Origin of the sequence: Serinicoccus marinus DSM 15273 (assembly GCF_008386315.1) — a bacterium.
GTDB lineage: Bacteria > Actinomycetota > Actinomycetes > Actinomycetales > Dermatophilaceae > Ornithinicoccus > Ornithinicoccus marinus.
Genome location: NZ_CP043808.1, coordinates 2,221,768 through 2,248,501, shown reverse-complemented (window position 1 = coordinate 2,248,501; position 26,734 = coordinate 2,221,768). Strand labels below are relative to the sequence as shown.

General features: G+C 73.7%; 19 protein-coding genes and 2 pseudogenes. 13 read left to right on the top strand and 8 right to left on the bottom strand.

Going from position 1 to position 26,734, the window contains the following annotated elements; all coding sequences use genetic code 11:
* Nucleotides 1-41: 41 nt before the first annotated feature.
* The 3 genes and pseudogenes from FU792_RS10645 to FU792_RS10625 all read right to left on the bottom strand — a co-directional run bounded on the left by FU792_RS10645 (nucleotide 42) and on the right by FU792_RS10625 (nucleotide 6,517).
* Entirely contained in the window at nucleotides 42-935 is an 894-nt protein-coding gene (locus FU792_RS10645) for a phosphotransferase (protein WP_022924930.1), read from the bottom strand.
* A 158-nt stretch (nucleotides 936-1,093) separates the two neighbouring features.
* A pseudogene (locus FU792_RS17035) lies at nucleotides 1,094-6,198 on the bottom strand (Lhr family ATP-dependent helicase).
* A gap of 97 nt (nucleotides 6,199-6,295) precedes the next feature.
* Nucleotides 6,296-6,517, bottom strand: a complete 222-nt coding sequence (locus FU792_RS10625) for a hypothetical protein (protein WP_022924928.1) — start codon at nucleotides 6,515-6,517, stop codon at nucleotides 6,296-6,298.
* Between the two features lie 106 nt (nucleotides 6,518-6,623).
* Between FU792_RS10625 and FU792_RS17955 the strand changes: the two genes are divergently transcribed.
* From FU792_RS17955 to FU792_RS18880, 5 genes and pseudogenes are all read left to right on the top strand, one after another.
* The gene (locus FU792_RS17955; RefSeq protein ID WP_149814748.1) at nucleotides 6,624-7,763 is read left to right on the top strand and encodes an ABC transporter transmembrane domain-containing protein; all 1,140 of its coding nucleotides are present in this window, start codon (nucleotides 6,624-6,626) and stop codon (nucleotides 7,761-7,763) included.
* Between the two features lie 166 nt (nucleotides 7,764-7,929).
* Entirely contained in the window at nucleotides 7,930-8,358 is a 429-nt protein-coding gene (locus tag FU792_RS17950) for an ATP-binding cassette domain-containing protein (protein WP_238705971.1), read from the top strand.
* Nucleotides 8,358-8,567: a hypothetical protein gene (locus tag FU792_RS17945; RefSeq protein WP_238705970.1), complete on the top strand. Its 210-nt coding sequence runs from the start codon at nucleotides 8,358-8,360 to the stop codon at nucleotides 8,565-8,567. The genes FU792_RS17950 and FU792_RS17945 overlap by 1 nt, the downstream gene beginning before the upstream one ends.
* Nucleotides 8,568-8,760: 193 nt before the next feature.
* Nucleotides 8,761-10,346, top strand: a pseudogene (locus FU792_RS10610) (ABC transporter ATP-binding protein).
* Complete coding sequence (locus tag FU792_RS18880) at nucleotides 10,343-10,522, top strand: hypothetical protein (RefSeq protein ID WP_338101116.1); 180 nt, start codon at nucleotides 10,343-10,345, stop codon at nucleotides 10,520-10,522. Before FU792_RS10610 ends, FU792_RS18880 begins: the two are co-directional and overlap by 4 nt.
* Before the next feature lie 57 nt (nucleotides 10,523-10,579).
* On the opposite strand, the gene FU792_RS10605 is transcribed toward FU792_RS18880, so the two are convergent.
* Nucleotides 10,580-12,577, bottom strand: a complete 1,998-nt coding sequence (locus FU792_RS10605; RefSeq protein WP_022924925.1) for a carboxyl transferase domain-containing protein — start codon at nucleotides 12,575-12,577, stop codon at nucleotides 10,580-10,582.
* Nucleotides 12,578-12,642: 65 nt separating this feature from the next.
* On the opposite strand from FU792_RS10605, the gene FU792_RS10600 reads away from it, so the two are divergent.
* The 3 genes from FU792_RS10600 to FU792_RS10590 all read left to right on the top strand — a co-directional run bounded on the left by FU792_RS10600 (nucleotide 12,643) and on the right by FU792_RS10590 (nucleotide 14,940).
* Nucleotides 12,643-13,560, top strand: coding sequence for an AEC family transporter (locus FU792_RS10600; RefSeq protein ID WP_022924924.1), 918 nt, complete (start codon nucleotides 12,643-12,645; stop codon nucleotides 13,558-13,560).
* A 14-nt stretch (nucleotides 13,561-13,574) separates the two neighbouring features.
* Complete coding sequence (locus FU792_RS10595) at nucleotides 13,575-13,802, top strand: DUF3046 domain-containing protein (RefSeq protein WP_022924923.1); 228 nt, start codon at nucleotides 13,575-13,577, stop codon at nucleotides 13,800-13,802.
* Nucleotides 13,803-13,890: 88 nt separating this feature from the next.
* Entirely contained in the window at nucleotides 13,891-14,940 is a 1,050-nt protein-coding gene (locus FU792_RS10590) for a class I SAM-dependent methyltransferase (RefSeq protein ID WP_022924922.1), read from the top strand.
* Here the strand turns inward: FU792_RS10590 and FU792_RS10585 are convergent.
* On the bottom strand, nucleotides 14,891-16,021 hold the full coding sequence (locus tag FU792_RS10585; RefSeq protein ID WP_028131000.1) for an aspartate-semialdehyde dehydrogenase: 1,131 nt from the start codon (nucleotides 16,019-16,021) through the stop codon (nucleotides 14,891-14,893). The two genes, FU792_RS10590 and FU792_RS10585, sit on opposite strands and share 50 nt — an antisense overlap.
* Nucleotides 16,022-16,026: 5 nt before the next feature.
* The gene (locus FU792_RS10580) at nucleotides 16,027-17,298 is read right to left on the bottom strand and encodes an aspartate kinase (RefSeq protein ID WP_022924920.1); all 1,272 of its coding nucleotides are present in this window, start codon (nucleotides 17,296-17,298) and stop codon (nucleotides 16,027-16,029) included.
* 173 nt (nucleotides 17,299-17,471) lie between these two features.
* On the opposite strand from FU792_RS10580, the gene FU792_RS10575 reads away from it, so the two are divergent.
* The 3 genes from FU792_RS10575 to FU792_RS10565 all read left to right on the top strand — a co-directional run bounded on the left by FU792_RS10575 (nucleotide 17,472) and on the right by FU792_RS10565 (nucleotide 20,541).
* Nucleotides 17,472-18,584, top strand: a complete 1,113-nt coding sequence (locus FU792_RS10575) for an NYN domain-containing protein (RefSeq protein WP_022924919.1) — start codon at nucleotides 17,472-17,474, stop codon at nucleotides 18,582-18,584.
* 239 nt (nucleotides 18,585-18,823) lie between these two features.
* Nucleotides 18,824-19,918: a recombinase RecA gene (recA, locus tag FU792_RS10570; protein WP_022924918.1), complete on the top strand. Its 1,095-nt coding sequence runs from the start codon at nucleotides 18,824-18,826 to the stop codon at nucleotides 19,916-19,918.
* Nucleotides 19,918-20,541, top strand: a complete 624-nt coding sequence (locus FU792_RS10565; RefSeq protein ID WP_028130999.1) for a regulatory protein RecX — start codon at nucleotides 19,918-19,920, stop codon at nucleotides 20,539-20,541. Before recA ends, FU792_RS10565 begins: the two co-directional genes overlap by 1 nt.
* Nucleotides 20,542-20,551: 10 nt before the next feature.
* On the opposite strand, the gene FU792_RS10560 is transcribed toward FU792_RS10565, so the two are convergent.
* Entirely contained in the window at nucleotides 20,552-23,845 is a 3,294-nt protein-coding gene (locus FU792_RS10560) for a S41 family peptidase (protein WP_149814747.1), read from the bottom strand.
* A 50-nt stretch (nucleotides 23,846-23,895) separates the two neighbouring features.
* Nucleotides 23,896-24,312 (bottom strand): hypothetical protein, encoded by a 417-nt coding sequence (locus FU792_RS10555; protein ID WP_022924915.1) that lies wholly within the window; start codon nucleotides 24,310-24,312, stop codon nucleotides 23,896-23,898.
* 98 nt (nucleotides 24,313-24,410) lie between these two features.
* On the opposite strand from FU792_RS10555, the gene FU792_RS10550 reads away from it, so the two are divergent.
* Both FU792_RS10550 and miaB read left to right on the top strand, forming a co-directional pair.
* Nucleotides 24,411-25,157 carry a sulfite exporter TauE/SafE family protein gene (locus FU792_RS10550; RefSeq protein ID WP_022924914.1) on the top strand — a complete coding sequence of 249 codons (747 nt, stop codon included), beginning with the start codon at nucleotides 24,411-24,413 and terminating at the stop codon, nucleotides 25,155-25,157.
* 22 nt (nucleotides 25,158-25,179) lie between these two features.
* Nucleotides 25,180-26,712 carry a tRNA (N6-isopentenyl adenosine(37)-C2)-methylthiotransferase MiaB gene (gene miaB / locus FU792_RS10545; protein WP_022924913.1) on the top strand — a complete coding sequence of 511 codons (1,533 nt, stop codon included), beginning with the start codon at nucleotides 25,180-25,182 and terminating at the stop codon, nucleotides 26,710-26,712.
* Nucleotides 26,713-26,734 lie beyond the last annotated feature (22 nt).

Here is a 26,734-nt window from a genome sequence, read left to right as displayed (position 1 = left end):
GGGCCGCACCCTACGTGCCGTGGCGGCTCGCCGCCACGCATTCATCGCGTCGCAGCCAGCCCGGCGAGCTCCTCCCGAAGCCCGCCCAGCGCGGTGCGGGTGTCGGCGTCGTCCTGGTGCGGGCCGCGCAGCCACTCGGCGTAGGAGCCCACCTCGCCCAGCTGCCACTCCAGCCGGACGAGGTCCAGCAACGCCGGGTCGTGCGGGAGGAGGTCGGCATACCCGGCGAGGACGTCGCGCTCTCGAGGTGCGAGCCGCAGCGTCTCCCAGTCGAGGAGCAGCAGGCGACCGTCGTCGGCCCGCCACTGATTGTGCACGCCGGGTTCGCCGTGGGTGGGGACATAGGCGGAGGGGTCGAGCCGGTCGAGGAGGCGCAGGTATGCCGTGAGCCCGCGCCCGACGTCCGCCAGCCCGGCGCGCACCGCGCGCCGGGCGGGCTCGCCGAGCGGCCCCGCGGTCCACGGCTCGGCTGTCCAGGCCCCGAGTTCGTCGACGAGCTCGGGGCGCACGGCCGGCTCCCAGGTCAGGATGCCCTCGGGTGCCGGTGCCGCGTGCAGGTCGCGCACGGCCCGCACCGCGTCGGCGTCGATCGTCGTCGGTCGGCGCCCGGCCACCCACGGGGTCAGGCTCAGCCATCCCGGCCCGAGCGTGCTCGTGAAGCGCCCCTGCGCGGAGGGCACGGACGCGTGCACGCAGGTCAGGGTGGCCGCGAGGGAGGCGGCCGCGGCGTACGTCGCCTCGCCCGACTCCGCGGTGTGCCACAGCGGTGGGTCGAGGGTCACGAACCACCGCGGCCCTCTGCCCGCGTCCGCCCGCCAGTGCCAGCCGCCGAAACCGACGGCCAGGTGCTCCAGCGCGGTCACCTCGGGGTCCCAGAGGGTCCGCACCCGCTGCAGCACCTCTTCGGTGCTGACGTCCTGCGGCGGCTCGTGCATCGCCCCAGGCTAGGGCGCCTTTCGTGCGCACTGATCGTGCCGGCGACTCGCGGGCCGCGAACGGCTCCAGCGTTCACGTGAACGCCAGGGCCGCTCGGGTCGGGCGAGTTCCCGGCTCTGGCGTGCATGACCGGGGCCACGCCGGGGTGGCGCCCGGGTCAGCGGCGTAGCCGCAGGCCTTGCGGGGCGGTGTGGAAGCCGGCGTCCGCCAGGGCCCCGGTCAGCGGATGCGTCGAGGACAGGGCGCCGCCACCGTCGATCTTGGCGATCGTGATGCCGCCGAGGGTGCCGCGACGCACCGCGGCCACCAGGGCGCCGGCCACCGAGCGCCAGACCTGCTCGGGCTGGGCCTCCGGCGGGGGCGGGAAGGTCAGGGCGCTGCGGCCGCCGCGCTCGAGGTAGACCGCGAGCGAGCCGTCGACCAGCACCACCATCGACCCGGCCTTGCGGGCCGGGCGGTGGGTCACCTCGTCGTCGAGCGCGGGCCACGGCACGCTCGCGCCGAACGGGTTCGCCGGGTCGGTGGCGGCGAGCAGCACGGCCTCCGTCTCGCCGGGCGCCGGGCTCTCCGAGCGCTGCCGGTCCAGCGCCCGCACCCGGTCGATGGCGCCGGTGCTGCCGAACTGTGCGGCGCCCAGGCCCTCGACGACATACCCGCGGCGCACGCGGCCGGCCTCCTCGGCGCCGGACAGCACGCGGTAGACCCCCGCGAAGCCGCCCGGTATGCCCTCGGCGACGACCGAGCCGCGGGTGAGGACGCCGTAGCGGTCGAGCAGCTGCTCGGCCCCCGCGAGCGCGCGCACCGTCGGGTCGGTCTCGACCGGGGGCAGCAGGGCCCACCGGCCCACCGTGGTCGGTGGCCCGGAACGGGAGGGACGCCCCGGGCGCGAAGATACTGAGGAGCCGGAGGAGGCCGAGAGAGCCACCGAGGTCCGGGACCAGCGGCCGCCGCGGGACGGGGTCCGCCGCGCCTTGTGCGTGGTGCGCCCACCGGCGAGCAGCGCGCGAACGGGGGCGTAGGTGTCGGCGCTCACCCGCCCGGACCAGACGAGGTCCCACAGCGTGCTCGCGAGCCGCTGGTCGTCCAACGAGCCGACAGCGTCGCTCAGCGCGCGGAAGAAGTAGGCGCCGCCGACGACCCGCTCCAGGACCTCGAGCACGGCAGCGGCCGGACCCTCCTCCGGGGCCGCGGCGCCGTCGGACTCCACCACCTCTCCTTCTGGCACCGCCATCGTGAGGTGCGCGGTGTCCGCGAGGTGCAGGGAGACCCAGCCGTCGTCACCGGGCAGCGAGCCGTGCCCTTGCCAGAGCACCTCGCCGGAGCTCATGAGCTCGTCCAGCAGCGCCGGGCTGTAGTCGACCACGCGGGCGGGCAGCACGAGCGACTCCAGCGCGGAGGCGGGCACCCGGGCCCCGGCGAGCTGCTCGACCGCGCGCAGCGTGCCGTCCAGCCCGCGCAGCTCGCCGACGGACTGCCAGCGGGGCAGGAAGCGGGCATACGCCGCCTGGGTGACGGGCTCGACCTCCTGCCGCAGCGCCGCCAGCGAACGGCGGCGCAGCAGCCGCAGCACCTCGGCGTCGCAGACGTCGTCCTCCCCGGTGCCCGACGGCGCGAGCGCCCCCATCACGAGCCGGCCCGACGAGACCTGCCGCCGCACCGCGTCCCGCACGACGGCGCTGCCGAGCCCCAGCCGGGTCGCGAGCGACTCCAGCGTGAAGGGCGCGTGGGTGCGCGCGTGCCGCACGACGAGGTCGGCGAGCGGGTCCTCCACCCCTTCGAGGAAGGCGGCGGGCACCCCGACCGGCATCGCCACGCCGAGCGCGTCGCGCAGCCGGGCGGCGTCCTGCGCGTCCGCCAGGCGCTGCTCCCCGGCGACCCGCACCTCGATGACGCGTCGCCCCTCGACCAGCGAGTCCATCCAGCCGTCCACCTGCGCGCGCCGCTCCTCGACGGTGCGGGCGCGCACCTCCTCGCGGCTCAGCGGGCCGAGCACGCGCAGCAGGTCGACGACCTCCTCGGCGTCGCGCGCCTGCCGGTCGGGCGCCAACCGCTGCAGCTCGGCCTCGGTCCGGGCCACGACCTCGGGGTCCAGCAGGTCGCGCAGCGCCGCGCCCTCGCTCCGGCCGAGCAGCTCGGCGAGCAGCCCGGCGTCGAGGGAGAGGGCGGCCGCTCGCCGCTCGGCCAGCGGCGAGTCGCCCTCGTAGAGGAACTGCGCGATGTAGCCCATGAGCAGCGAGGACGCGAAGGGCGAGGGCCGCGGGGTGGCGACCGAGACGAGCCGCACCTGGCGGGAGGCCAGGGAGCGCATGAGCTCTCGCAGCGCGTCGACGTCGTAGACGTCCTGCACGCACTCGCGCACCGCCTCCAGGACGATGGGGAAGGTCGGGTAGCGCGCGGCGACCTCGAGCAGCTGGGCCGAGCGCTGCCGCTGCTGCCACAGCGGCTGCCGCTTGCCCGGGTTGCGCCGCGGCAGCAGCAGCGCCCGCGCGGCGCACTCGCGGAAGCGCGAGGCGAAGAGCGCCGACCCACCGATCTCCTGGGTCACCAGGTCGGCGACCTCGTCCGGGTCGAGGGTCAGCAGCTCGGCGATCTCGGCGTCCAGCCGCGCGGCGTCGCCGCCGTCGCGCCGTGCGTCGCCGCCGGAGGGCATGCCCTCTCCCGGCGTCCCGTCAGGCGGTATGCCCTCGCCCGGGTCGTCCCAGCCGCCGAGGTCGGGCAGGCGCAGCACGATGCCGTCGTCGGCGGCCAGCGCCTGCACCTCTCGGTGCCGAAGCGCTCGCGCATCCGGGCCGCCAGGCACAGCGCCCAGGGGGCGTGGACCGGGCTGCCCCAGGGTGAGTGCACGACGACCCGCCAGTCGCCGATCTCGTCACGGAAGCGCTCGATGACGATGGTCCGGTCGTCCGGGAGGTGTCCGACGGCCTCGCGCTGGTCGGCGAGGTAGGTGACGAGGTTGTCGGCGGCGAAGCGGTCCAGCCCACGCTCGGCGAGCTCGCCCCGGGCGGCCTCCTGCGGCTGGCCCGCGATCCGGCGCACGAACTCGCCCACGGCCGCGCCCAGCTCGGCGGGCCGCCCGAGCGACTCGCCCTTCCAGAACGGCAGCCGGCCGATCTGACCCGGGCGGGCGTGACGAGCACCTGGTCGTGGGTGATGTCCTCGATCCGCCAGCTCGTCGTGCCGAGGGTGAAGACGTCGCCGACGCGCGACTCGTAGACCATCTCCTCGTCCAGCTCGCCCACCCGGCGGCCGGGGCCCTCGCCGGTGGCGAGCATGACGGCATACATCCCGCGGTCGGGGATGGTGCCGCCGGACGTGACCGCGAGCAGCTGGGCGCCACGACGCGCGCTGAGGGTGTCGGTGACGCGGTCCCACACGATCCGCGGGCGCAGGTCGGCGAAATCCTCGCCGGGGTAGCGCCCGGCGAGCATGTCGAGCACCGCGTCGAAGAGCGAGCGGGGCAGTGCGGCGTAGGAGGCGGTGCGGCGCACCAGCTCGAAGAGGTCGGTGACCGACCAGTCCTCCATCGCGAGCATCGCCACGACCTGCTGGGCGAGGACGTCGAGCGGGTTGCTGGGGACCGAGAGCTGTTCGATCGCGCCGGCTCGCATGCGGTCGACCACGACGGCGGTCTGCACGAGGTCGGCCCGGTGGGTGGGGAAGAAGGCGCCGTGGCTGGTGGCGCCGACCTGGTGCCCGGCGCGGCCGACGCGCTGCAGCCCGGAGGCGACGCTCGGCGGGCTCGCGACCTGCACGACGAGGTCGACGGCACCCATGTCGATGCCGAGCTCGAGGCTGCTGGTGGCGACCACGGCGGGCAGCTGCCCGGTCTTGAGCGCGTCCTCGATCTCGCCGCGCTGCTCCTTGCTCACCGACCCGTGGTGGGCCCGCGCGAGCACCGGCGGGGCTGCCCCGCCCGAGCCGGACTGGGCCATCACCTGGGCGGGCGAGCGCGAGGTATGCCGGTCGCCGGCCCCGGCGTCCTCCTCCTCCGGCTCGTCCTCGCTGTGCCGCTCGTCCCACTCCTCGTTGAGCCGGGAGGTGAAGCGCTCGGCGACCCGCCGGGAGTTGGTGAAGACCAGCGTCGAGGTCTGTGCCGACACCAGGTCGGTCACCCGGCGCTCGATGTGCGGCCAGATCGAGGCGCGCTCCTCCGGGTCGGGGGCTGGTGCCCAGACGTCCTCCTCGAGTTGCCCGCCACCCTCCAGGTCGGGCAGCACCGGCCCGGTGCCGAGGGGGAGGTCGTCGCCGGAGTCGGCACCCCCGGTGTCATCGAGACCCTCGTCGAGCGTCGCGTCGCCGGCGTCGTCGCCCTCGGCGTCGTCGTCCGCGGCGTCGACCTTCTGTCCGGTCCAGGCGTCGGACGCCGTGCCCCGCTGTGCCGGGCCGCCCCCGGGTGCGTCCGGCCGCTCGGTGGCGCCCGGGTCGGCCATGTCGGGGATCGGGACGACGACCTCGAGGTCCCAGCTCTTGGTGGACGGCGGCTGCACGGTGCTCACCGGGCGACCGCCGGCGAGGTAGCGCGCCACCTCCTCGACCGGGCGCACCGTGGCCGACAGGCCGATCCGCTGCGCGGGGCGGGGGGGAGGTGGTCCAGCCGGTCGAGGGTCAGCGCGAGGTGCGCCCCACGCTTGGTGCCGGCGACGGCGTGCACCTCGTCGACGATGACGGACTCGACCCCGGTGAGGGCGCTGCGGGCCTGGGAGGTGAGGAGCAGGAAGAGCGACTCGGGGGTGGTGATGAGGATCTCGGCGCCGTCCTTGGCGAAGGCGCGGCGCTCTGCGGCCGGGGTGTCGCCCGAGCGCACCGCCACGCTGACCGAGGGCGCGTCCTGGCCCAGGCGGCGTGCGGCGTGGCCGATGCCGACCAGCGGGCTGCGCAGGTTGCGCTCCACGTCGACGGCGAGCGCCTTGAGCGGGGAGACGTAGAGCACGCGGCAGCGGCCCGGCTCCTCCGGTTGAGTGGCGGGCTCCTGCCCGCCCTTCCCTCGTCGACCGCGGGCGGGCGTGCCGGTCGCGGTGCGCGCGGGTGGGCGGTGATCTGGTCGATGGCCCACAGGAAGGCCGAGAGCGTCTTGCCGGAGCCGGTGGGGGCGACGACGAGGGTGTGCTCGCCGCGGCTGATCGCGTCCCACGCACCGAGCTGCGCGGGGGTCGGTCCGGCGAAGGATGCGTCGAACCAGGCCCGGGTGGCAGGGGAGAAGCGCCTCAGCACCTCGGCGGCGTCAGGGACGACGGTGTCGTCGGTGGTGGTCTGCCCCGTCACGCCGTCGTCGACGGCGGACGTGCCGGTGCCGCTGCCGGGGTCGGGTTCGCTCACCCGGTCACTGTGCCACGGGGCACCGACAGACCTGCGCCGTCCGTCAGTCCATCGTGCTGGTGATCGGCCTGTTGTCGCCGCGCTGCGGCACCAGGCGGCGCCGCGTCGCGGTGACGACCCGGTTGCCGTAGGCCCCCGTCACCGGCGGCATCTCCGGCCGCTCCAGCTCCTTCTTGGCGTGGTGGTCGGTCCGGTGCTCGGGGCGCCACAGCTTCAGCGCGACCAGCAGCTTCTGCCACCAGGCCAGGTCCGCACGAGTGCTCACGAGGGTTCCTCCAGGTCGCCGGGACGGTGAGTCGGCTCACATCCTCTCATCCCGCCCGATATTCGCTGGTCCGGTGTCAGACCCGCCGCATACCCTGAGCGACGCCATGCGCGACTTCCCACCCACCGTCACCGCCTGGACCGAGGCCCGCGACGGGGCTGGTCACCGGGCCGGCATCGGCATACCCGACACCCGGGGGCCGGTGCGCTTCCTGTGGTGGCTGCTGCGCCAGCAGGGCGACCTCGTCCTCGCCGGGTGCCTGTGCAGCCTGCTCTGGATGCTGCCCACCGCCTTGACGCCGTGGGTCTTCGGGCAGGCGGTCGACGAGGGCATCCGCGCCGACGACGCCGGCCGCACCGCGCTGTGGTGCGGTGTGCTGCTGCTCATCACCCTGGTCGGCGCGAGCAGCGGCGTCTTCTACCACACGGTCGTCGTGCGCTCCTGGCTGTATGCCGCCTACGGCCAGACCCGGCTGGTCACCCACCAGGTCACCCGGCTGGGGCACGTCATGACGCGGCGCGCGCCCACCGGCGAGGTGCTCAGCGTCAACGGCAGCGACGGCGAACAGTTCGGCCACTTCATCGAGATCTTCTCCCGCCTCGTCGGCAATGTCGTCGCCTACGTCCTCGTCGCGGTCATCGTGCTGCAGATCTCGGTGCCGCTCGGCCTCGTCGTGCTCCTCGTGGCGCCGGTGCTGGCGCTCGTCTCCTCGGTCCTGCTGCGCCCGATGGCCGCCGCCCAGACCCGGGAGCGCAGCCGCGACTCCGAGCTGACCTCGATGGCGACCGACATCGTCGCGGGTCTGCGCATCCTGCGCGGGATCGGCGGCGAGCGGATCTTCGGCGCCAACTACGCCCGGCAGAGCCAGCGGGTGCGCCAGGCCGGGGTGCAGGCCGGCTCGTGGGGCGCCTTCGTCGAGGCCGTGGGCGTGCTGCTCTCGGCCTGTTCGTCGTCGCGCTCATGGTGCTGGGCGTGCAGCGGGTGCGTGACGGCGACCTCCAGATCGGCGAGCTCATCACCTTCCTCGGGTATGCCCTCTTCCTGGTCCAGCCGATCCGCGTCGTCTTCGAGGCGGCCCAGCAGATCACCCGCTCGGTGGTCTCCGCGCGCAAGACGATCGGCGTCTTCGGCACCACCGACCCGTGGCCGGAGCGGGCCCCGCTGGAGCCCGACCAGCTCCGCGCCCTGGCCGAGGGCGAGCTCGTCGACGAGTCCTCCGGGCTGCGGGTGCGGCCCGGCCGGCTGACGATGGTCGTCAGCGCGCTGCCGACGAGAGCGCCCGCCTGGCCGACCGCCTGGCCCGCTACCTGCCCGCCGGCGACACCGTCCCCTCCGGCGACGACGAGGCCACGGGCGCGCCGCTCGCCGGGCCGCCGCGGAGCGCTCGCGGGTCCGCGCCGACCTGGAGGGTCGTGACGCCGAGCGCGCACAGGGGGCGTGGGGGTCACCCTCGGTGGCACCGACCTGGCCGACCTGCCGCTGGACCAGGTGCGCTCCCTGGTGCTCGTGAGCGACACCGCCGCTCACGTCTTCGCCGGCACGCTGCAGGACGCGCCGTCGACCCGCACCGCAGGCTGCGACGCGAGCAGGCCGAGGCCGCGCTGCACGCCGCTGCTGCCGAGGACGTCTACGACATCCTGCCCGGCGGCTGGCAGGGCGTGCTGGACGAGCGCGGGCGCCTGTCCGGCGGCCAGCGCCAGCGGCTCGTGCTCACCCGGGCGCTCGCGGCCGACCCGCCGGTGCTCGTGCTCGTCGAGCCCACGTCGGCGGTGGACGCCCACACCGAGGCCCGGATCGCCGACCGGCTGCCCCGCACCGGCGCGGCCGCACGACGGTGGTGATGACCGCCTCCCCGCTGCTGCTGCACCACGCCGACGAGATGGCCTTCCTGGTCGACGGCCAGGTGGTGGCCACCGGCACGCACGACGAGCTCGTCGCCGGGCACCCGGCATACCGCTCGACCGTGCTGCGCGGCGACGCCGAGGCTGCGGCGGCCGGCAGCACGACCGGCACGACGACGACCGGCACGACCGCCAAGGACAGGAGGTGACCCCGTGAGCGACCTGCTCGACCCCGAGCTGCGCGCCCGCTCCGCGCGCACCTGGCGCGACGCGGACGACCGGCCCCCGGTCGTGCCGGACCTCCTGCACCCACCGGACCCCGGCACCACCAGGCTCCGGGACCGGCACCGGCTGCTCTGGCAGCGGCACGCGCTGCGCCGCGAGCGGGCCCAGGCGCACCTCATGACGGCGCTGGACCCGGACCGCGGCCTGCCGGTGGCGAGGTCGCGCACGGTCGTGGACTACCTGCGCGGGCTGCTGCGCGAGCGCCCCCGGCTCGTCGTGCTCGTCATCCTCGCCAACGGTCTGGCGGCGGCGGCCGGGCTGGCCGTGCCCCTGCTGCTGGGTCGGCTCGTCGACGCCGTGGACCTCTCCGGCGGCGACCCGGCGGCGGGTGTGGTGCGCGACCTCGTGCTGCTCGTCGTCGTGGTGCTGGTGGCGCAGGCCGTCCTCACCTACGCCGCCAAGGGGCTCGCGGCGGTGCTCGGCCAGGGCGTGCTCGCCCAGGCCCGCGAGCACGTCATCCGGGCGGTGCTGCGGCTGCCGCTCGGCAAGGTCGAGTCGGCCAGCACCGGCGACCTCGTCACCCGCGTCACCCGCGACGTCGGCTCGATGAGCGGGGCGGTGCGGTGGGCGCTGCCGGAGTTCATCATCGGGGTCGTCACGGTGCTGCTGACCGTGGTCTTCATGGTGCTCAACTCGTGGGCGCTGGCGCTGCCGACCTTGGTCACCGCGTCGCTGTCGCTGTGGCAGATCCGGCGCTACCTGCAGCAAGCGCCGGCCGGCTACCTGCTGGAGGGCGCGACCTACAGCGACATCAACACCACGCTCACCGAGACGGTGGAGGGCGCCCGGACGGTCGAGGCATACCGGATGCAGCAGGACCGTCGCAGCGCCGGCGTCGACGACATCGAGGTCTCCTCGCAGGCCGAGCGCTACGGGCTGGTGCTGCGCAACGTGCTCTTCGCGGTGATGGACATGGCGTTCTCGCTGCCGCGGGTCATCACGCTGGTCGTCGGTGCCTGGCTCTACTCCCGCGACGCGGTGACGATCGGCGACATCACCACGGCGATGCTCTACATCGAGACGTTCTACGGCCCGTTCGACCGGCTGGTCGGCACCATCGACCGGCTGCAGGTCGGGGTCGCCTCGACGACGCGTCTGCTGGGGATCGCCGAGGTGCCGCCGGACCGCACCGCGGGCGACGACCGGCCGGAGGGCAGCACCCTCATCGGGCAGGGTCTGCGGTATGCCTACCGCCCCGGCCACGACGTGCTGCACGGCATCGACCTGCGGCTGGAGCCGGGGGAGCGGCTGGCGATCGTCGGGCCCTCGGGGTCGGGCAAGTCGACCCTGGGCCGGCTGATCTCGGGCATCCACGCACCGACGGCGGGACGGTGCAGGGTCGGCGGGGTGGAGCTGACCGAGCTGCCGCTGGAGCTGCTGCGCACCGAGAGGTCGCGCTCGTCACGCAGGAGCACCACGTCTTCCGCGGGTCGGTGCGCGACAACGTCGAGCTGGGCGCGACGCGCGCCGGCGAGGACGGGGTGTGGCGCGCGCTCGCCACGGTGGACGCGCTCAGCTGGGTGCGGGCGCTGCCGCAGGGCCTGGACACCGTCCTGGGGTCGGGCCACCACGAGGTGACGCCCGCGCAGGCGCAGCAGATCGCGCTGGCCCGGCTCATCCTGGCAGACCCGCACACGCTCGTGCTGGACGAGGCGACCAGCCTCATCGACCCGCGCACCGCCCGCACCTGGAGGGCTCGATGAACGCCCTGCTCACCGGGCGCACCGTGGTCGCGATCGCGCACCGGCTGCACACGGCGCACGACGCCGACCGCATCGCGGTGGTGCAGGACGGCCGCGTCGTCGAGCTCGGCAGCCACGACGAGCTCATGGCCGCCGAGGGGGAGTACGCCGCGCTCTGGCGGGCCTGGACCAGCTGATCGCCCGCGGGGCCGGTGCGACTGACCGGCCGACGGCCGGTCAGGGGCTCCGGGCGATCAGTCGGACGCCGGCTCCGGCGGCGTCGCGGGAGCGTCGTCCGCCTCCGCATCCGCCTTCAGGTCGGGTGCCGGCGCAGCCGCAGGCTCGGAGTCCGGCCGGTCGGCGCCCTGGTGCTGCTGCTGCGGCTGCTCCTCGTGCCCGCCGGGGCCTCGCTCGTCCGTCGTCGCGAGCTTGCCCAGGGTGCGGGGGCGGAGGCGGTCGTCGGCCTGGCGGCGCAGGCGTCGTGGGTTGAGTCCGTGCTGGGCGTTGTAGCCCTTGACGACCGCGGCGCGGAGCTCGCGGACGGTGGCCTCGGGGTTGTCGGCGTCGTGGACGATGGTGTCGACCAGACCCTGGGCCTTGAGGTCGAGCGCGGAGGCCTTCATCGTCTCCAGGGTCATGCCGACCTGTTCGACGGAGGGGTTGGCGACGCTGTAGAGGATCGAGGCGGTGGAGCGCGGCTCGGAGACGAAACCCAGGGCGCTGTCGAGCATGATCGTCTCCCGGCCGAACGGCGTCGTCGCCAGGCCGCCGCCGGAGCCCATCGCGCCGGTGATGACCGAGATCGTGGGGAAGGGGTGGGAGGCGGCCCGCTTGATGCTCTGCGCGATCGCGCGGGACTGGCCGCGGCGCTCGGCCGCCATCGACGGCATCGCGCCCAGGGTGTCGGTGAAGAAGACGATCGGCAGGTCCCAGCGCTCGGCCGCCGTCATCATGCGCACGGCGTACTCGAAGTCCTCCGGGCTCGGGTTCGCCGGGCGCTTGCCGACATACCCCCCGGAGATCGAGTATGACGGCTGGTCGCCGATGACCATGAACGACTGCCCGCCCAGGGTCGCCAGCGCGGCGATGATGCTCGGGTAGGCCTTCTGGTCCTCGAATCGGACGTGGTTGTAGAACGGCACGGCGCCGTCGAAGACGTGCCGCAGGTAGTATTCGGTGTCCAGCCGGGCGGCGCCAGCGGCGATCTCGTTGTAGCGCGCCATGAGCGAGTCCCGCGGGGTGGCGCTGTCACGGTCACGGCGGTCTCGGGGCAGCTCGACCTGCTCGGCCACCTCCTGGCGCTCCCACAGCGCCGCCGAGAAGCCCTCGGGCCCCGCGGTCACGGTGCGCGAGCCGGTCTCGGCGAGCGCGTCGTCGGCGTCCTTGACCCGCAGCCGGTTGCCGGTCCGCCCCGAGCCGAGCACCTGCCCGACGAAGTCGATGAGCTCGTCGACATCCTTGACCAGCACGTCCACGTTGCGGTCGAGGTAGTTGGCCTCCGCGCTCTGCAGCCCGCGCGGGACCTCCCGGCCCTCGAAGGTCTCGATGACCCGCCGCCCCGCGAAGCCGTAGTCGGTGCCCTCCAGCGCCACGATGAGGTCGGCCACCGGCACCGCGCTCGCCGACATCCCGCCCCAGACCTGACCGGCGAGCACCGAGATGTAGGGCCGGTTGGTCGTGTGCTGGAACTTGTTGGCCGCCGCCGCCATCCGCTGCATCTGCACCAGGCCGAGGACGTTCTCGTGCTGGCGCACCCCGGAGGAGGCGCCCATGCTGATGAGCGGCAGCCCCTCGCGCTCGGCCAGCTCGGCGGCCTGCACGAACTTCTCCCCGGCGACCTCCCCGAGCGAGCCGGCGAAGAAGGACCAGTCGACGACATACACGACCGCGCGCTCGCCGTGGAAGTGCCCGATGCCGAAGCGCGCCGACTCGCTCGTGCCCGAGCGGGCCTCGGCGTTGCGCAGCTTGTCGGTGTAGCGCTCGATGGTGTCCCCGACGCGGCGCTGCAGGCCGATGAGGTCGTCGACCACCCGCAGGTGCCCGAAGCGCTCCTGCAGGTTGACCGCCTCCATGAAGCGGGTGACCGCCTGGGTGGGGTTCAGGCCCGGGCGCGACTCGTAGAGGCTGGCGACCGTGCGCGGCTTGACCGGCCGCCGGTCCAGCAGGTCCGGGGTGACGCCGCCCTCACCGAAGACGTCGTCGAGGTCGAGATCGTGGTCCTCGGGATCGCGGCTCTCGCGGGGGTCGGCCATGAGGACGAACGCTAGCAGCCGGGCGGTGCCCGGCCGGGGAGGACCACGGCGGATAATGGCTGCCCGTGGTCGCCGTCCTGGAGGGGTTCTCGCTCATCGCCGCGGTGGTGGCCGTGGGGTGGCTGCTGGCGCACACCGGCCTCTTCAGCCGGGACGAGCAGCGGATGCTCGCCCGCCTCACCTTCTGGGTCGGGTCGCCCGCCCTGCTCTTCCTCATCGTCTCCCGCGCCGACGTCGACGTGATCTTCTCCGGCTTCCTCGTCGCGACGGTGGCGGCGGTCGCGGTCTGCGCGACGGCATACCTCGTGGTCGCGCGGCTCGTGCTGCACCGGCGGTGGGCGGACGCGGTGATGGGTGGGATGGCGGCGAGCTACGTCAACGCCAACAACCTCGGCATCCCCATCGCCCTTTACGTCCTCGGCGACGCCTCCTGGTCCGCGCCGGTGCTGCTCATGCAGCTGCTCGTGCTGCAGCCGGGCTGGCTCGCGGCGCTGGACGCGACCCGGGCCGGCCGGGTGTCGTGGCTGCGGGTGGTCCGCTCGCCGCTCACCAACCCGCTGACGATCGGGACGGTGCTCGGGCTCGTGGTCAACCTCTCCGGCTGGACGCCGCCGGAGCTGGTGCTCGCGCCGGTCGAGCTGGTCAGCGGGGTCGCCGTGCCCTGCATGCTCATCGCCTTCGGCCTGTCGCTGCGGCTCTCGCCGCTGCCGCGCAGGGACGCGCTCGCCGAGCCGGTGACGGTCGTGCTGGTCAAGCTCGCGCTCATGCCGCTGGTCGCCGGGCTCGTCGCGGGCCCGGTGCTGTCGCTGGACCGGGCGGACGTGCTCGCCGTCGTGGTCATGGCGGCCCTCCCGACCGCGCAGAACGTCTACGTGCTGTCGGTCGCCTACGGCCGGGGTGAGCGGATCGCCCGCGACGGCGTCTTCCTCACCACCGTGCTGTCGCTGCCGGTGATGCTGCTCGTGACCGCGATCCTGGGGTGACTAGCCTTGCGGGTATGCGGTTGAGCGAGTTCTGGGAGCTGGTCGAGCAGGAGTTCGGCTCCGGCTACGGCGCCGTCGTCGCGCGGACGCAGGTGCTGGGGAGCCTGGGCGGGCGCACCATCGAGGACGCCCTGGAGCAGGGGGAGCGGCCGCGCCGGGTCTGGGAAGCGGTCTGCCGCGACATGGACGTCCCGCCCGAGCACCACCACCTGCCGGACCCGCCCGCTCCGGACGAGCAGTAGCCGCCGCTGTCACGGCAGGCGGGGACCGCCGTGAGCGCACGGTCGCGTCAACCATGACACGACGCCCGCCCTCCGGCAGGATGCCTCCATGCCGCAGCAGGGGGAGGAGCTGACCAGGACCGCCTACGACACCGTGGCCGACCTCTACGCCGACACGTTCACCGCGACCGAGCCCGAGCAGCCGCTCGAGCTCGCGATGATCGACCACTTCGTGGCGCTGCTCGGTCACCGTCCGCGCGTGCTCGACGCCGGCTGCGGTGCCGGACGGATGCTCCCCTGGCTCGCGGCCCGCGGTTGCCGGCCGGAGGGGGTGGACCTGTCGCCGGGGATGGTCCGTCGGGCACGGACCGACCACCCTGCATACCCGTGCACCGTCGGGAGCCTCAGCGAGCTCCCCCTCGCCGACGCCGAGCTCGACGGGGTCTTCTCCTGGTACTCCACCATCCACAGCCCGGACGTCGATCTGGACCGGATGCTGTCGGAGATGGCGCGGGTGCTGCGCCCGGGAGGCCATCTCCTGCTGGCCTTCCAGGTGGGCGACGGTGTGCGCGACATCGGCCGAGGCTTCGCTGCGTACGGCCACCAGGTGACCCTCTACCGGCACCACCGCAGCGTGGAGGCCGTCGCGTCTCGGCTCGATCGGCGGGGTATGCGGGTGGTCGCCCGGCTCGAGCGCGATCCCCTCGGGTCGGAGGGGGAGCCCCAGGCGGTCGTCATCGCCCGGCGGCCGGGCCGGATGAAGCCGTTCGGCGGGGTGGGCCATAGACGGAGCGGACGAGCCATGGAAGCGGGCGAGAGGACCTGGCGGCGGATGCCACGGCTGCGGTGGGCGTGCACATGGTCCAGGAGCCACCGGCAGTCACCATGGTCGCAGGAGCCACAGTCTGCGCCGATATGTCCCGAAGGCCGCGAAATACCCCGCGCAGATGTGCACATCTCCGCACTGTGGTGCGCGTGCTCGTCGTGTGACGCACGGGACGCGATAGGCCTTCACTGTGCGACCGGCCGCGGCCCAACCAACCCCTGGAGCGGCATGCGCGACCGGCCACGCCCGGTCAGCTATCAGAGCAGCCCGCGACCGCTATCCCTCAGACCAGGGCGCGCTCCAGGAGCACCTCGGCCAGCTGCACCGTGTTGAGGGCAGCGCCCTTGCGCAGGTTGTCGTTGCTGATGAAGAGCACGAGGCCGCGGCCGTCCGGGACCGACTGGTCGACCCGGATGCGGCCGACGAGCGAGGGGTCCTTGCCCGCCGCCGCGAGCGGGGTGGGCACGTCGGTCAGCTCGACGCCGGGAGCGCCGGCGAGTGCCTCGCGCGCCTGCTCGGGCGTGACCGGCTCGGCGAACTCGGCGTGCACGGCGAGGCTGTGACCGGTGAAGACGGGCACGCGCACGCAGGTGCCGGAGACGGCCAGGCCGGGTATGCCGAGGATCTTGCGCGACTCGTGCCGCAGCTTGGCCTCCTCGGTGGTCTCGTCGTCGGCGCCGAGGTCGCCGGCCATCGGCAGCACGTTGAAGGCGATGGGCGCGACGTAGGCCTGCGGGTCCGGCATCGGGACCGCGCTCCCGTCGTGGGTGAGGGTCTCCACCGGCAGGTCCCCGCCGAGGGCGGCGCGGGCCTGGTCGGCCAGCTCGCTGACGCCGGCGAGCCCGGAGCCGGACACCGCCTGGTAGGTCGCGACCCGCAGCCGCTCCAGCCCCGCGAGCTCGTGCAGCGGGCGCAGGACCGGCATGGCTGCCATCGTGGTGCAGTTGGGGTTGGCGACGATGCGCCGGCCGGACTCGCCCGTCGCCAGCGCCAGGTCGTCGGGGTTGACCTCGCTGACGACCAGCGGCACCCGGTCGTCCATCCGCCAGGCGGAGGAGTTGTCGACCACGACCGCGCCGGCCTCGGCGAAACGCGGCGCGTGCTCCTTGCTGGCCCCGCCGCCGGCGGAGAAGAGGGCCACGTCGATGCCCGAGAGGTCCGCGGTCGCGACGTCCTCGACCTCGATGTCGCGCGCGACGTCATACCCGGGCGCGGCGGCCGCCGACCCGGCCCAGCCGAGCGTGCTCCCCGCCGACCGGGCGGAGGCGAGGTAGCGCACCGAGGCGACCGGAAAGTCGCGCTCGGCCAGCAGCCGGCGCATGACCGCGCCGACCTGCCCGGTCGCCCCGACGATCGCGACGTGCAGCCGCCGCCCGTCCGCCGCACCGGTGTCCTGCTGCTGTGCCTCGGTCATGGTGCTCACCGTCCCGTCCCGCCGTAGACCACGGCCTCTTCCTCGGCGTCCAGGTCGAAGGCGGTATGCACCGAGCGCACCGCCTCCTGCAGGTCGCTCTGGTCGCAGATCACCGAGATCCGGATCTCGGAGGTGCTGATCATCTCGATGTTGACCCCCGCGTCGGCGAGCGCCGAGAAGAGCTTGCTCGCGACCGCGGGGTTGGAGCGCATCCCGGCGCCGACGAGCGAGAGCTTGCCGACGTGGCTGGTCCAGAGCACGTCGGCGAAGCCCATCTGCTCCTGCAGGCCGCGCACCGCGGCGACCGCGGTCTGGCCGTCGCTCTCGGGCAGCGTGAAGGAGATGTCGGAGGTCTCGGCGTCGGTCGTCGAGACGTTCTGGACGATCATGTCGATCGACACCCCGGCCTGCGAGACGGCGCCGATGACCGCGGCCGCGGCACCGGGCCGGTCGGGGATGCCGACGGCGGTGATCTTGCCCAGCGAGGTGTCGTGGGCGATGCCGGAGATGATCGGCTCTTCCATGGTGTCCTCCGTGAGGGGTCGCCCGACCAGGATCCAGGTGCCTTCCTGGTCGGAGAAGCTGCTGCGGACGTGGAGCGGCACCTGGAAGCGGCGGGCGTACTCCACCGCGCGCAGGTGCAGGATCTTGGCGCCGTGCGCCGCCATCTCGAGGGTCTCCTCGATGGTGATGCGGGTGACGCGGCGGGCGCTGGGGACGATGCGCGGGTCGGCGGTGTAGAGCCCGTCGACGTCGGTGTAGATCTCGCACACGTCGGCACCGAGGGCAGCGGCGAGCGCCACCGCGGTGGTGTCCGAGCCGCCCCGGCCGAGGGTGGTGATGTCGTCGTCGGTCGAGATGCCCTGGAAGCCGGCGACGATGGCGACCGCGCCGTCGTCGAGGGTGCGGCGCACGCGGTCGGGCTGCACGTCGAGCAGCCGGGCGCGCCCGTGCGCGGTGTCGGTGCGCATCCCGGCCTGAGCGCCGGTGTAGCTCTTGGCCGGCACGCCGAGCTGCTCGATCGCCATCGCCAGCAGCGCCATCGAGATGCGCTCACCGGCCGACAGGAGCATGTCCATCTCGCGCTCGGGGGGAGCACCGGAGGCGATCTCCCTGGCGAGGTCCAGCAGGTCGTCGGTCGTGTCGCCCATCGCGGAGACGACGACGGCGACCCGGTCGCCGGCCCGGTGGGCGGCGACGACGCGCTGGGCGACGCGGCGCATCGCCTCGGCGTCGGCGACCGACGAGCCGCCGAACTTCATCACGAGCAGAGCCATGGAACTTCCTGTGCAGGGGTATACGAGTACCGGTGAGGCCGGACGGCGGCGTCCCGACCCCGTGGGTCCGAGGAGCAAGTCTAGGGGGCGCGTCCCCGTGCCCTTGACGCCGGAGAATCCCCGCAGGACGTCCGGTGTGGTTGCACGCGGGGCCCACGGCATACCCTCGGGCCATGGATGACGAGGACCGGATCGCGCTGCTCATCGACTACGAGAACCTCGCGCTCGGGTCGCGCGACCACCTGGGGGTGCCCTTCGACCTGCGCCCGGTCGCGGACGCGCTGGCGGAGCGCGGTCGGGTGGTAACGCGGCGGGCGTATGCCGACTGGTCCTACTTCGACGAGGACCGCCGGATGCTCACCCGCAACCACGTCGAGCTGATCGAGATGACCCAGCGCATGGGGGCCTCGCGCAAGAACGCCGCCGACATCAAGATGGCGGTCGACGCGATCGAGACGGCCTACGAGCGCGACTACATCACGACCTTCGCGATCTGCACCGGCGACAGCGACTTCACCCCGCTCGTGCACAAGCTGCGCGAGCTCAACAAGCGGGTCATCGGGTTCGGCGTGCGCGACTCGACCTCGACCATGCTGCCGCCGGCGTGCGATGAGTTCCTCTACTACGACGACCTCGACGGTGTCGTGCCGGCTGGCGCCGAGGACACGCCCGCACGCGGGTCGGGGCGCAAGGGGCAGGGACAGAGGCGCAACGGCTCGGGCAAGGGCGGCGGGAGCAGCGCCGCGCCCGCGCAGGAGCCGGAGCCGAGCACCGAGACCGCCGACGAGCCGGGCGAGGACACGGTCGAGGACACCGCCCCGGACCTCGCCTCGCTGGTCGCGCAGACCGTCTCGGGCCTGCAGCGCAGCAGCGGGGGAGCGGTGACCGCGTCGGTCCTCAAGCGGACCCTGGTGCGCAAGGACTCGACGTTCTCTGAGGCGGCCTACGGCTTCCGCGCCTTCGGCGAGCTCCTGGAGCACCTCGCCGGCCGGGGCATCATCGACCTGAGCGCCGGGCCCGCCAAGGGTGACCCGGAGGTCACGCTGCCCGAGGAGGGCGGCCGGCAGGAGGCCTTCGCGCTGTTGCGACAGACCGTGAGCGAGCTCGACGACGGTGAGGGCGTGGCGCTCTCCGGCCTCAAGGACCAGCTGCGCGCCCGCCGTGAGGGCTTCTCGGAGAAGCCGCTCGGCTACGGCTCGTTCCTGCAGTTCGCCAAGGGGGCCGACGCGGCCGGGCTCGTGCAGCTGCAGCGCCAGGGCTCGGCGTATGTCGTGAGCGTCACCTGAGCGCTCCCGGAGGCCGCTGCGACACGCCCGACACCCCTCCGCGGAGTCGTACAGACTTTCGACTATCGTCGTCCACACGGTGTCGCCGTCGGCACGGTCGTCCACAGATTCGTCGTGGTGGCCGGGGTATGTCGGCGGGGGCGCCTAGCGTCTGACGCAGACGCAGGATCACCCGTCTGGATGACCCTGACCGTCGGTCGAAGGTAGGCGCGCCCGCCACGAGACGAAGGAGCTGGCAGATGCCGCAGGCAAGCAAGACCACCGGTGCGACCGGGATCAACAACGACAGGCTCAGGGCCCTCGACACGGTCATGGCCCAGATCGAGAAGCAGCACGGCAAGGGCTCGGTGATGCGCCTCGGCGACGAGGACCGCCCGCCGGTGCAGATCATCCCGACGGGGGCCATCGCGCTGGACGTCGCGCTCGGCGTGGGCGGTCTGCCGCGCGGTCGCGTGGTGGAGATCTACGGCCCGGAGAGCAGCGGCAAGACCACGGTCGCGCTGCACGCCGTGGCCAACGCGCAGAAGGGCGGCGGGATCGCCGCCTTCATCGACGCCGAGCACGCGCTCGACCCGGAGTATGCCAAGAAGCTCGGTGTCGACACCGACGCGCTGCTCGTGAGCCAGCCGGACACCGGTGAGCAGGCCCTGGAGATCGCGGACATGCTGATCCGCTCCGGCGCGCTCGACATCATCGTCATCGACTCGGTCGCGGCGCTCGTGCCCCGGGCCGAGATCGAGGGCGAGATGGGTGACAGTCACGTCGGTCTGCAGGCGCGCCTCATGAGCCAGGCGCTGCGCAAGATCACCGGCGCGCTCAACTCGACCGGCACCACGGCGATCTTCATCAACCAGCTGCGCGAGAAGATCGGCGTGATGTTCGGCTCCCCGGAGACCACGACCGGTGGCAAGGCGCTGAAGTTCTACGCCTCGGTCCGGATCGACGTGCGCCGTATCGAGACCCTCAAGGACGGCACCGACGCGGTCGGCAACCGCACCCGCGCCAAGATCGTGAAGAACAAGGTGTCACCGCCGTTCAAGCAGGCCGAGTTCGACATCCTCTACGGGCAGGGCATCTCCCGCGAGGGCGGTCTCATCGACATGGGGGTGGAGCACGGCTTCGTCCGCAAGTCCGGCGCCTGGTACACCTACGAGGGCGAGCAGATGGGTCAGGGCAAGGAGAACGCCCGGCAGTTCCTCAAGGACAACCCGGACATCGCCGACACCATCGACCGCAACATCAAGACCAAGCTCGGCATCGGCGCCCCCGCGCCGACGGAGGACCTCCCGGACGGGGTGGACCCGGTCACGGGTGAGGTCTCGGTCGACTTCTGATGGCCGGCGCAGACAGGATGTCTGCGGCCCGGGAGGCGCTGGCGGCGGCGGAGGCCTCCGCCAGCGCCTACGGGCTCCGCTCCGCCGGGCCCGGGTCCCGGCCGCCAGACCCAGAAGGGCGCGAGGAGCAGTCGGCGGAGCCTGACCCGCACGCGGTGGCCCGCAAGATCGTGCTGCGCCAGCTCGCCATGGGTCCGCGCACCCGGCGCCAGCTCGAGGACAAGCTGCGCGGCCGCGACTGCGACCCGCAGGTCGCGGCCCGTGTGCTGGACCGCATGAGTGAGGTCGGCCTGGTCGACGACGAGGCCTACGCCGAGATGTATGTCCGCTCCAAGCAGGAGACCAAGGGGCTAGCCGCGACCGCCCTGCGTCAGGAGCTGCGGCAGAAGGGCATCGCCGACGAGCTCGTGGACGCGACGCTGCAGGACATCGACCCCGAGCAGGAGAAGGAGCAGGCACGGGCACTCGTCTCCCGCCGACTGCGCACGATGCGCGGGCTGGACCGCGAGGTCCAGACCCGCCGGCTGGCCGCCTTCCTCGGGCGCAAGGGCTACGGCGCCGGGGTGTCCTACCAGGTCATCCGGGAGGCGCTGGACGACCTGCCCGAGCACGGTCGGGACTGAACCGACCGGCTCAGCGCACCGTGGGCTCGGGCAGCTCCGGCGGCGCCGCCGCCGGAGTCTTCGCCAGCAGACTCAGCGCCTCCTCGATCGCGCGGTCCAGCTGCAGGTCGCGGCCCTCGGCCACGTCGGCGGGGGAGTGGACCACCTCGATGTCCGGGTCGACGCCGTGGTTCTCGACGCCGAAGCCCTTGCCCTCGAGCCAGAAGGCATACCGCGGATGGGTGATCGAGGTCCCGTCGACCAGGTCGAAGCGGCCGTCGATCCCGACGACGCCGCCCCACGTGCGCACGCCGACGACCGGCCCCAGGCCCATGGCCTGCGCTCCGGCGTTGACGATGTCGCCGTCCGAGCCAGAGTGCTGGTTGGCCACGAGGACGACGGGGCCGCGCGGCGCCTGCTCCGGATAGCTGCCAACCGCCTCGTAGTAGCGCGCCGGCGCCCATCCCACGACCCGGCCCGCGAGCCGGGCGAGCACCAGCTGGCTGGTGTGCCCGCCCCGGTTGTAACGGACGTCGACGACCAGACCCTCCGCGCGGGTGGCCTGGTGCAGGTCGCGGTGCAGCTGCGCCCACCCGAGGCTCATCATGTCCGGGATGTGCAGGTAGCCCAGGCGCCCGCCGGCCTGCTCGGCGACGTAGGCGCGCCGCGAGGCCACCCAGTCCTGGTAGCGCAGCACCTCCTCGTCGGCGACCGGGACGACGACGACCCGACGGTCCGCACCCTCGCGGCGCAGCGTGAGCTGCACCGGCTTGTCGGCGGCGCCCACGAGCAGCGGGCCGGGCCCCACCGCGGGGTCGACCGGGCGGCCGTCCACGGCGACCACGACATCACCCACCCGCGCGCCGACACCGGCCGCCTGCAGCGGGGAGCGGGCGTTCGGGTCGCTGGACTCGCCGGGCAGGATCCGGTCGATGCGCCAGCCGTCGGCCGCGGGCGACAGGTCCGCGCCCAGCAGCCCCAGCTTGCGGTCCGGGTCGCCCGGCGGGTGCGGCGGCGTGATGTAGGCGTGCGAGGTGTTGAGCTCTCCCACGGTCTCCCAGAGCACGTCCTGGAGGTCGTCGTGGGTCGCCACCCGGTCCACGAGCGGGGCCCACCGCTGCGTCGTCGCGGCCCAGTCCACCCCGTCCATGTCCTCCCGCCAGAAGTGGTCGCGCATGATGCGGGCGTTCTCGTCGAACATCTGCCGCCACCGGACCCGGGGCTCCACCTCGACGCGCACCCGCTCCAGGTCGACCGACACCTTGTCGGCGCTGCTCTCGTCGGCGTCGTCCGGCTTGCGGTCGGCCGGCTGCACGTGCACCGACTCCTTGTGGTGCACCACGACCCGCTCCCCGTCGCCGGAGACCCGGTAGTCGTCCACGGCGTCGGAGATCGTCGTCAGCGTCCGCTTCGCGAAGGAGTAGAACTCCAGGCTGTCGCTCGCCGCCTCGCCCTCGACGCCGGAGCGACGCGTGCCGAGCACACCGGCGTCACCGGCGACCCGCACCCACAGCACCCCGTCCTTGGCGGCCCGCAGGTCGCGGTAGTCGGCCGACGGCACCGGGAAGGGCGTGATCCGCTGCTCGGCACCGTCAGCGTCGAGGTCCGGGCTGGCCGGCGCCGCCTCGTCCCCAGGCGTCTCCCCGGCCTCACCCGCATCACCTCCAGCACGCTTGTCCTCCTGCGCCTCGCTGATCCGCCACCCGTCCACGCTCGGTCCGAAGGGGGCCGGCCGGTCGGCGGCGAGCGGGATGAGCCACGGCCGGGTCGCGCCGGCGAAGCTCAGCGCGAACTCGTGCGCGTCGTAGGTCGGGTCGAAGGTGCGGTCGGACAGGAAGACCACCGCGGCACCGTCGTGGGTGAAGTCGGGGTCGCGGTCGTGGTAGCGACCGCTGGTCAGTGCGACCGGCGCCGCGTCGTCTCCGGCGCGCACGTCGAGCAGCACCACCTGGTGGTGCTCGCCCTCTCCCGAGGTGGGCTGGCTCCACACGAGGTAGCGGCTGTCCGGGGAGAAGCGCGGCGTGAGCGCCTCGCCCTGCCGGGACCGTGCGACCTCGCGCACCGCACCGCCCTCGACGTCGAGCACCCGGATCGCGCCGTCGTGGCTGATCGTCGCCACGCGCGCGCCGTCCGGGGAGGCGGCCAGGTGCAGCACTCGGCCGAGCTCGCCGCCGGCCAGCCGGCGCGGTGCGGCCGAGCCGTCCACGGCGTGGATCTCGAGGGCGTCCTCGCCGTCGGCGTCGGTGACCAGCACGGCGCGCGCCCCGTCGTGGCCGAGGAAGACCGGCTCGCGGGTGCGCACCGCGGAGTCCGCGACCAGGGCACGGGCCGGGCCGGAGCGGTGGCTCACCCAGAACGTCGCCCCCTGCGTCCCGACCAGGCTGGCGTCACCGCCGCGGTCGACGTCGAGGTGGTCGAGCCGCTCCGCGGCCGCCACGGTATGCCTGGCCGGCGGCCCCACCGGCAGGTCCACCTCGATCCGGCGCGGGGTGGCGGTGAGCGAGTCGAGCAGCCACAGGTCGCCGCGGGAGTGCCAGACCACCCGGGTGCCGTCGGTGCTGGCGTCCCGCACGTAGCCCTCCTGCTCGCCCTGGGTGGTGAGCTGCCGCGGCTCGGTGGGGGACTTGCGGACCCGCCCGGTGGTGCCGCCGGGCCGCTCCCACGCCCACAGGTTGGCCTGCTCGTGCGCCTGATCGGGGAAGCGCGCGGCGCGGTCGGAGACGAAGAGCAAGGTGTCGCCGACCCACATCGGGTCCACCAGCGAGGCCGGCTCGTCGACGAGCAGCTGGCTCCAGTCGCCGCGCCCCTTGTCGTCCAGCCACAGCCGCGGGGCGGTGCCGCCGCGATACCTCTTCCACTGCGCCGGCACCCGGCTGCCGACGGTGCTCAGCGCGACGGTCCCGTCGGGTCGGACGGCGACGCCCCAGGCGCTGCCCCACGGCATACGCTGCACCGAGCCGTCCAGCGCGACCGCCTTGACCACGGCGTGCCGCATGTTGCTCTCCCCGGCGTTGCTGGCGACGAGCACCCGACCGTCCGCGGTCCACCCCAGGACGATCGCGACCGAACCGGCCCACCAGGTCAGCCGGCGGGCGGCGGCGGTCGCCACCTCGACGACCATCACCTCGGGGTGGCCGTCGCGGTGGCTGACGTAGGCGATGTGCGCGCCGTCGGGGGAGAAGCGGGGGCTCCGCGCCGGCTCGTGGTCGGTGGTCAGCCGCCAGGCGCGGCCGCCGTCGACCGGGGCGATCCAGAGGTCGTCGTCGGCGACGAAGGTGACGAGGTCCTCGTGCAGGTGCGGGTAGCGCAGGTATCCGGTGCTCACCCGGCCGACCCTACGTCGCCGCGCGGCGCGGCGCATGGGGGTTGGGGGGGCTACTCGTCCTCGCCGCGCTGCTGCTCGTCCGAGGGCTCCCACTCCACCTCGGTCAGCTCGTCCTGACTCGCATCGGGGTCGTGGTAGTGCATCGCGGACTCCTCCGGGGAGTCCCAGCTGGTCGTCCGGCACTCGCGCGCGATCTCGCGGGCCTCGCCGTCGGGGCGGTGCCGGTCGGCATACCGCTGCGACTCCTCCTGCCGCTCCCGCTGGGCGATGCTCTCCTCGTGCGACTGCTCGTCGGCGGTGACCCCGAAGGCGCTGGACCCGACGTAGTGCTCGCCGGTCTGGTAGCCGCGGTCGAGCACATCGCCCTCGCCGTCGAGCGTGTCCTCCGGCTGCAGCTGGTCCTCCGCGTCGACGCTCCACACCCCGAGGTCGTCGCCGATGGTCTCGCGGTCGGCCTGGTCGCTCATGACGGTGCTCCTTCGCTCGCGCCTGTGGGGCACACAGTAGCGCCGAGACGCCTTCACCGGGAGGGGGAGCATCCCGACCCATGGGTGAGACTGTGCCCATGACCCTCGCCCTCGTGCTCGCGCTGACCGTGGCGCTCGGGGCGGCGCTCCAGCGGGTCTCCGGCATGGGCCTGGGGATGACGGTCGCGCCCGTCATGTCGGTCCTGCTCGGCCCGGTGGCGGGGGTGACGCTGAGCAACGTCGCCGCGGTCGTCGGGGCGGTGCTGCTGGCGGTCGTCATGCGCGCCGACATCGACTGGCGTCGCTTCCGGGCGCTGGCCCCGCTGCTCGTCGTCGGCTCGGTGCTCGGGGCGTATGTCGTCCGCGTGGTCTCGCCGGACGTGCTCAACCTGGTCCTCGGCGGGTGCGTCCTGCTCGCCATCGGGGCCGCGCTCGGGCTGCAGCGCTTCCTCGTGGTGCGCGGTCGGGCGGCGGTCCTGGCCACCGGCACCATCGCCGGCTTCATGAACACCACGGCCGGGGTCGCGGGGCCGGCGATGACGGCCTACGGCGTCGCCTCGCGCTGGGGGCACCGCTCGCTGGCCGCGACGCTGCAGCCGATCTTCCTCACCGCCAACCTCGCCTCGATCCTCACCAAGGCGGTCATGGGCGCGACCCCCGAGCCCGGTGTGCTCCCGTGGTGGTCGTGGCTGCTCGCCTGCGCGGCGGTGCCGGTCGGCATCGCGGTGGCCGCACCGCTGGCCCGGGTGGTGCCGCTCGGGGTCGCGCGGGCGCTGGCCATCAGCATCGCCAGCGCCGGTGCGGCGCTCGCGCTCGCCCGCGGGCTGGTCGGCGTGATCGGCTGAACGCCGTACCCTGGGTGCTGCCATGAGCAGCACCAAGACCTATGACGTGCGCACCCACGGGTGCCAGATGAACGTGCACGACTCCGAGCGGCTCGCCGGGCTGCTCGAGACGGCCGGGTATACCGATCTCGCCGCTGTGCCGGAGCCCGAGCGCCCGGACGTCGCCGACGTCGTGGTCTTCAACACCTGCGCGGTGCGCGAGAACGCCGCCAACAAGCTCTACGGCAACCTCGGCCAGCTGCGCCCGGCCAAGCAGGCCAACCCCGACATGCAGATCGCGGTCGGCGGCTGTCTGGCGCAGAAGGACCGCTCCACCATCGTCGACCGCGCGCCCTGGGTCGACGTCGTCTTCGGCACCCACAACGTCGGCTCGCTGCCGGCGCTGCTGGACCGGGCCCGGCACAACAAGGCCGCCGAGGTCGAGATCCTGGAGTCGCTGGAGACCTTCCCCTCGACGCTGCCGACCCGGCGCGACTCGGCCTACTCCGGCTGGGTGTCGATCTCCGTCGGCTGCAACAACACCTGCACCTTCTGCATCGTCCCCGCGCTGCGCGGCAAGGAGAAGGACCGCCGCCCCGGCGAGATCCTCGCCGAGATCGAGGCGCTCGTGGCGCAGGGCGTCGTCGAGATCACGCTGCTGGGGCAGAACGTCAACACCTACGGCGTCGAGTTCGGCGACCGGCTCGCCTTCGGCAAGCTGCTGCGCTCGTGCGGTCAGATCGAGGGCCTGGAGCGGGTGCGCTTCACCAGCCCGCACCCGGCGGCCTTCACCGACGACGTCATCACCGCGATGGCACAGACCCCGAACGTCATGCCGAGCCTGCACATGCCGCTGCAGTCCGGCTCGGACCGCGTGCTCAAGGCGATGCGGCGGTCCTACCGCTCCACGAAGTTCCTCGGGATCCTCGACCGGGTGCGCGCGCAGATCCCGGACGCCGCGATCACGACCGACCTCATCGTCGGCTTCCCCGGAGAGACCGAGGAGGACTTCCAGGACACGCTCGACGTCGTGCGCGCCTCGCGCTTCTCCAGCGCTTTCACCTTCCAGTACTCCATGCGCCCCGGCACGCCGGCGGCCGAGATGGACGGGCAGGTGCCCAAGGAGGTCGTGCAGGAGCGCTTCGACCGGCTCATCGCGCTGCAGGAGGAGGTCTCCTGGGCCGGCAACCGCGAGCTCGAGGGGCGCGAGGTCGAGGTGCTCGTCGCGCCCGGCGAGGGCCGCAAGGACGCCGAGACCCACCGGCTCTCCGGTCGGGGCCGCGACAACCGGCTGGTCCACTTCGCGGTCCCGGAGGGCGCCGAGGTGCCCCGGCCCGGGGACGCGGTGACCGTCGCGGTCACCTACGGCGCCCCGCACCACCTCGTCGCAGACTCCGGCGTCCAGCGGGGGGCGTATGCCGTGCGCCGCACCGCGGGCGGGGACGCCTGGGCGGCGCTGCAGGAGGGCGGGACGCCTGGCGCGGTGAAGAAGCCGGCGGTGAGCCTGGGCATACCGACGATCGGTGCTCCGCCGCTGCCGGACGTGCCCGCGGGTGCCTGCTGCCCCACCGACTGACCGCGCGAGCCCGGGCGGCGTG

Bases quoted from the DNA above. Each gene is read 5' to 3' on its own strand.
- FU792_RS10645 (WP_022924930.1), bottom strand. From the start codon at position 935: ATGCACGAGCCGCCGCAGGACGTCAGCACCGAAGAGGTGCTGCAGCGG.
- FU792_RS17955 (WP_149814748.1), top strand. From the start codon at position 6,624: ATGCGCGACTTCCCACCCACCGTCACCGCCTGGACCGAGGCCCGCGAC.
- FU792_RS17945 (WP_238705970.1), top strand. From the start codon at position 8,358: ATGACCGCCTCCCCGCTGCTGCTGCACCACGCCGACGAGATGGCCTTC.
- FU792_RS18880 (WP_338101116.1), top strand. From the start codon at position 10,343: ATGAACGCCCTGCTCACCGGGCGCACCGTGGTCGCGATCGCGCACCGG.
- FU792_RS10605 (WP_022924925.1), bottom strand. From the start codon at position 12,577: ATGGCCGACCCCCGCGAGAGCCGCGATCCCGAGGACCACGATCTCGAC.
- FU792_RS10595 (WP_022924923.1), top strand. From the start codon at position 13,575: ATGCGGTTGAGCGAGTTCTGGGAGCTGGTCGAGCAGGAGTTCGGCTCC.
- FU792_RS10590 (WP_022924922.1), top strand. From the start codon at position 13,891: ATGCCGCAGCAGGGGGAGGAGCTGACCAGGACCGCCTACGACACCGTG.
- FU792_RS10585 (WP_028131000.1), bottom strand. From the start codon at position 16,021: ATGACCGAGGCACAGCAGCAGGACACCGGTGCGGCGGACGGGCGGCGG.
- FU792_RS10580 (WP_022924920.1), bottom strand. From the start codon at position 17,298: ATGGCTCTGCTCGTGATGAAGTTCGGCGGCTCGTCGGTCGCCGACGCC.
- FU792_RS10575 (WP_022924919.1), top strand. From the start codon at position 17,472: ATGGATGACGAGGACCGGATCGCGCTGCTCATCGACTACGAGAACCTC.
- recA (WP_022924918.1), top strand. From the start codon at position 18,824: ATGCCGCAGGCAAGCAAGACCACCGGTGCGACCGGGATCAACAACGAC.
- FU792_RS10565 (WP_028130999.1), top strand. From the start codon at position 19,918: ATGGCCGGCGCAGACAGGATGTCTGCGGCCCGGGAGGCGCTGGCGGCG.
- FU792_RS10555 (WP_022924915.1), bottom strand. From the start codon at position 24,312: ATGAGCGACCAGGCCGACCGCGAGACCATCGGCGACGACCTCGGGGTG.
- FU792_RS10550 (WP_022924914.1), top strand. From the start codon at position 24,411: ATGACCCTCGCCCTCGTGCTCGCGCTGACCGTGGCGCTCGGGGCGGCG.
- miaB (WP_022924913.1), top strand. From the start codon at position 25,180: ATGAGCAGCACCAAGACCTATGACGTGCGCACCCACGGGTGCCAGATG.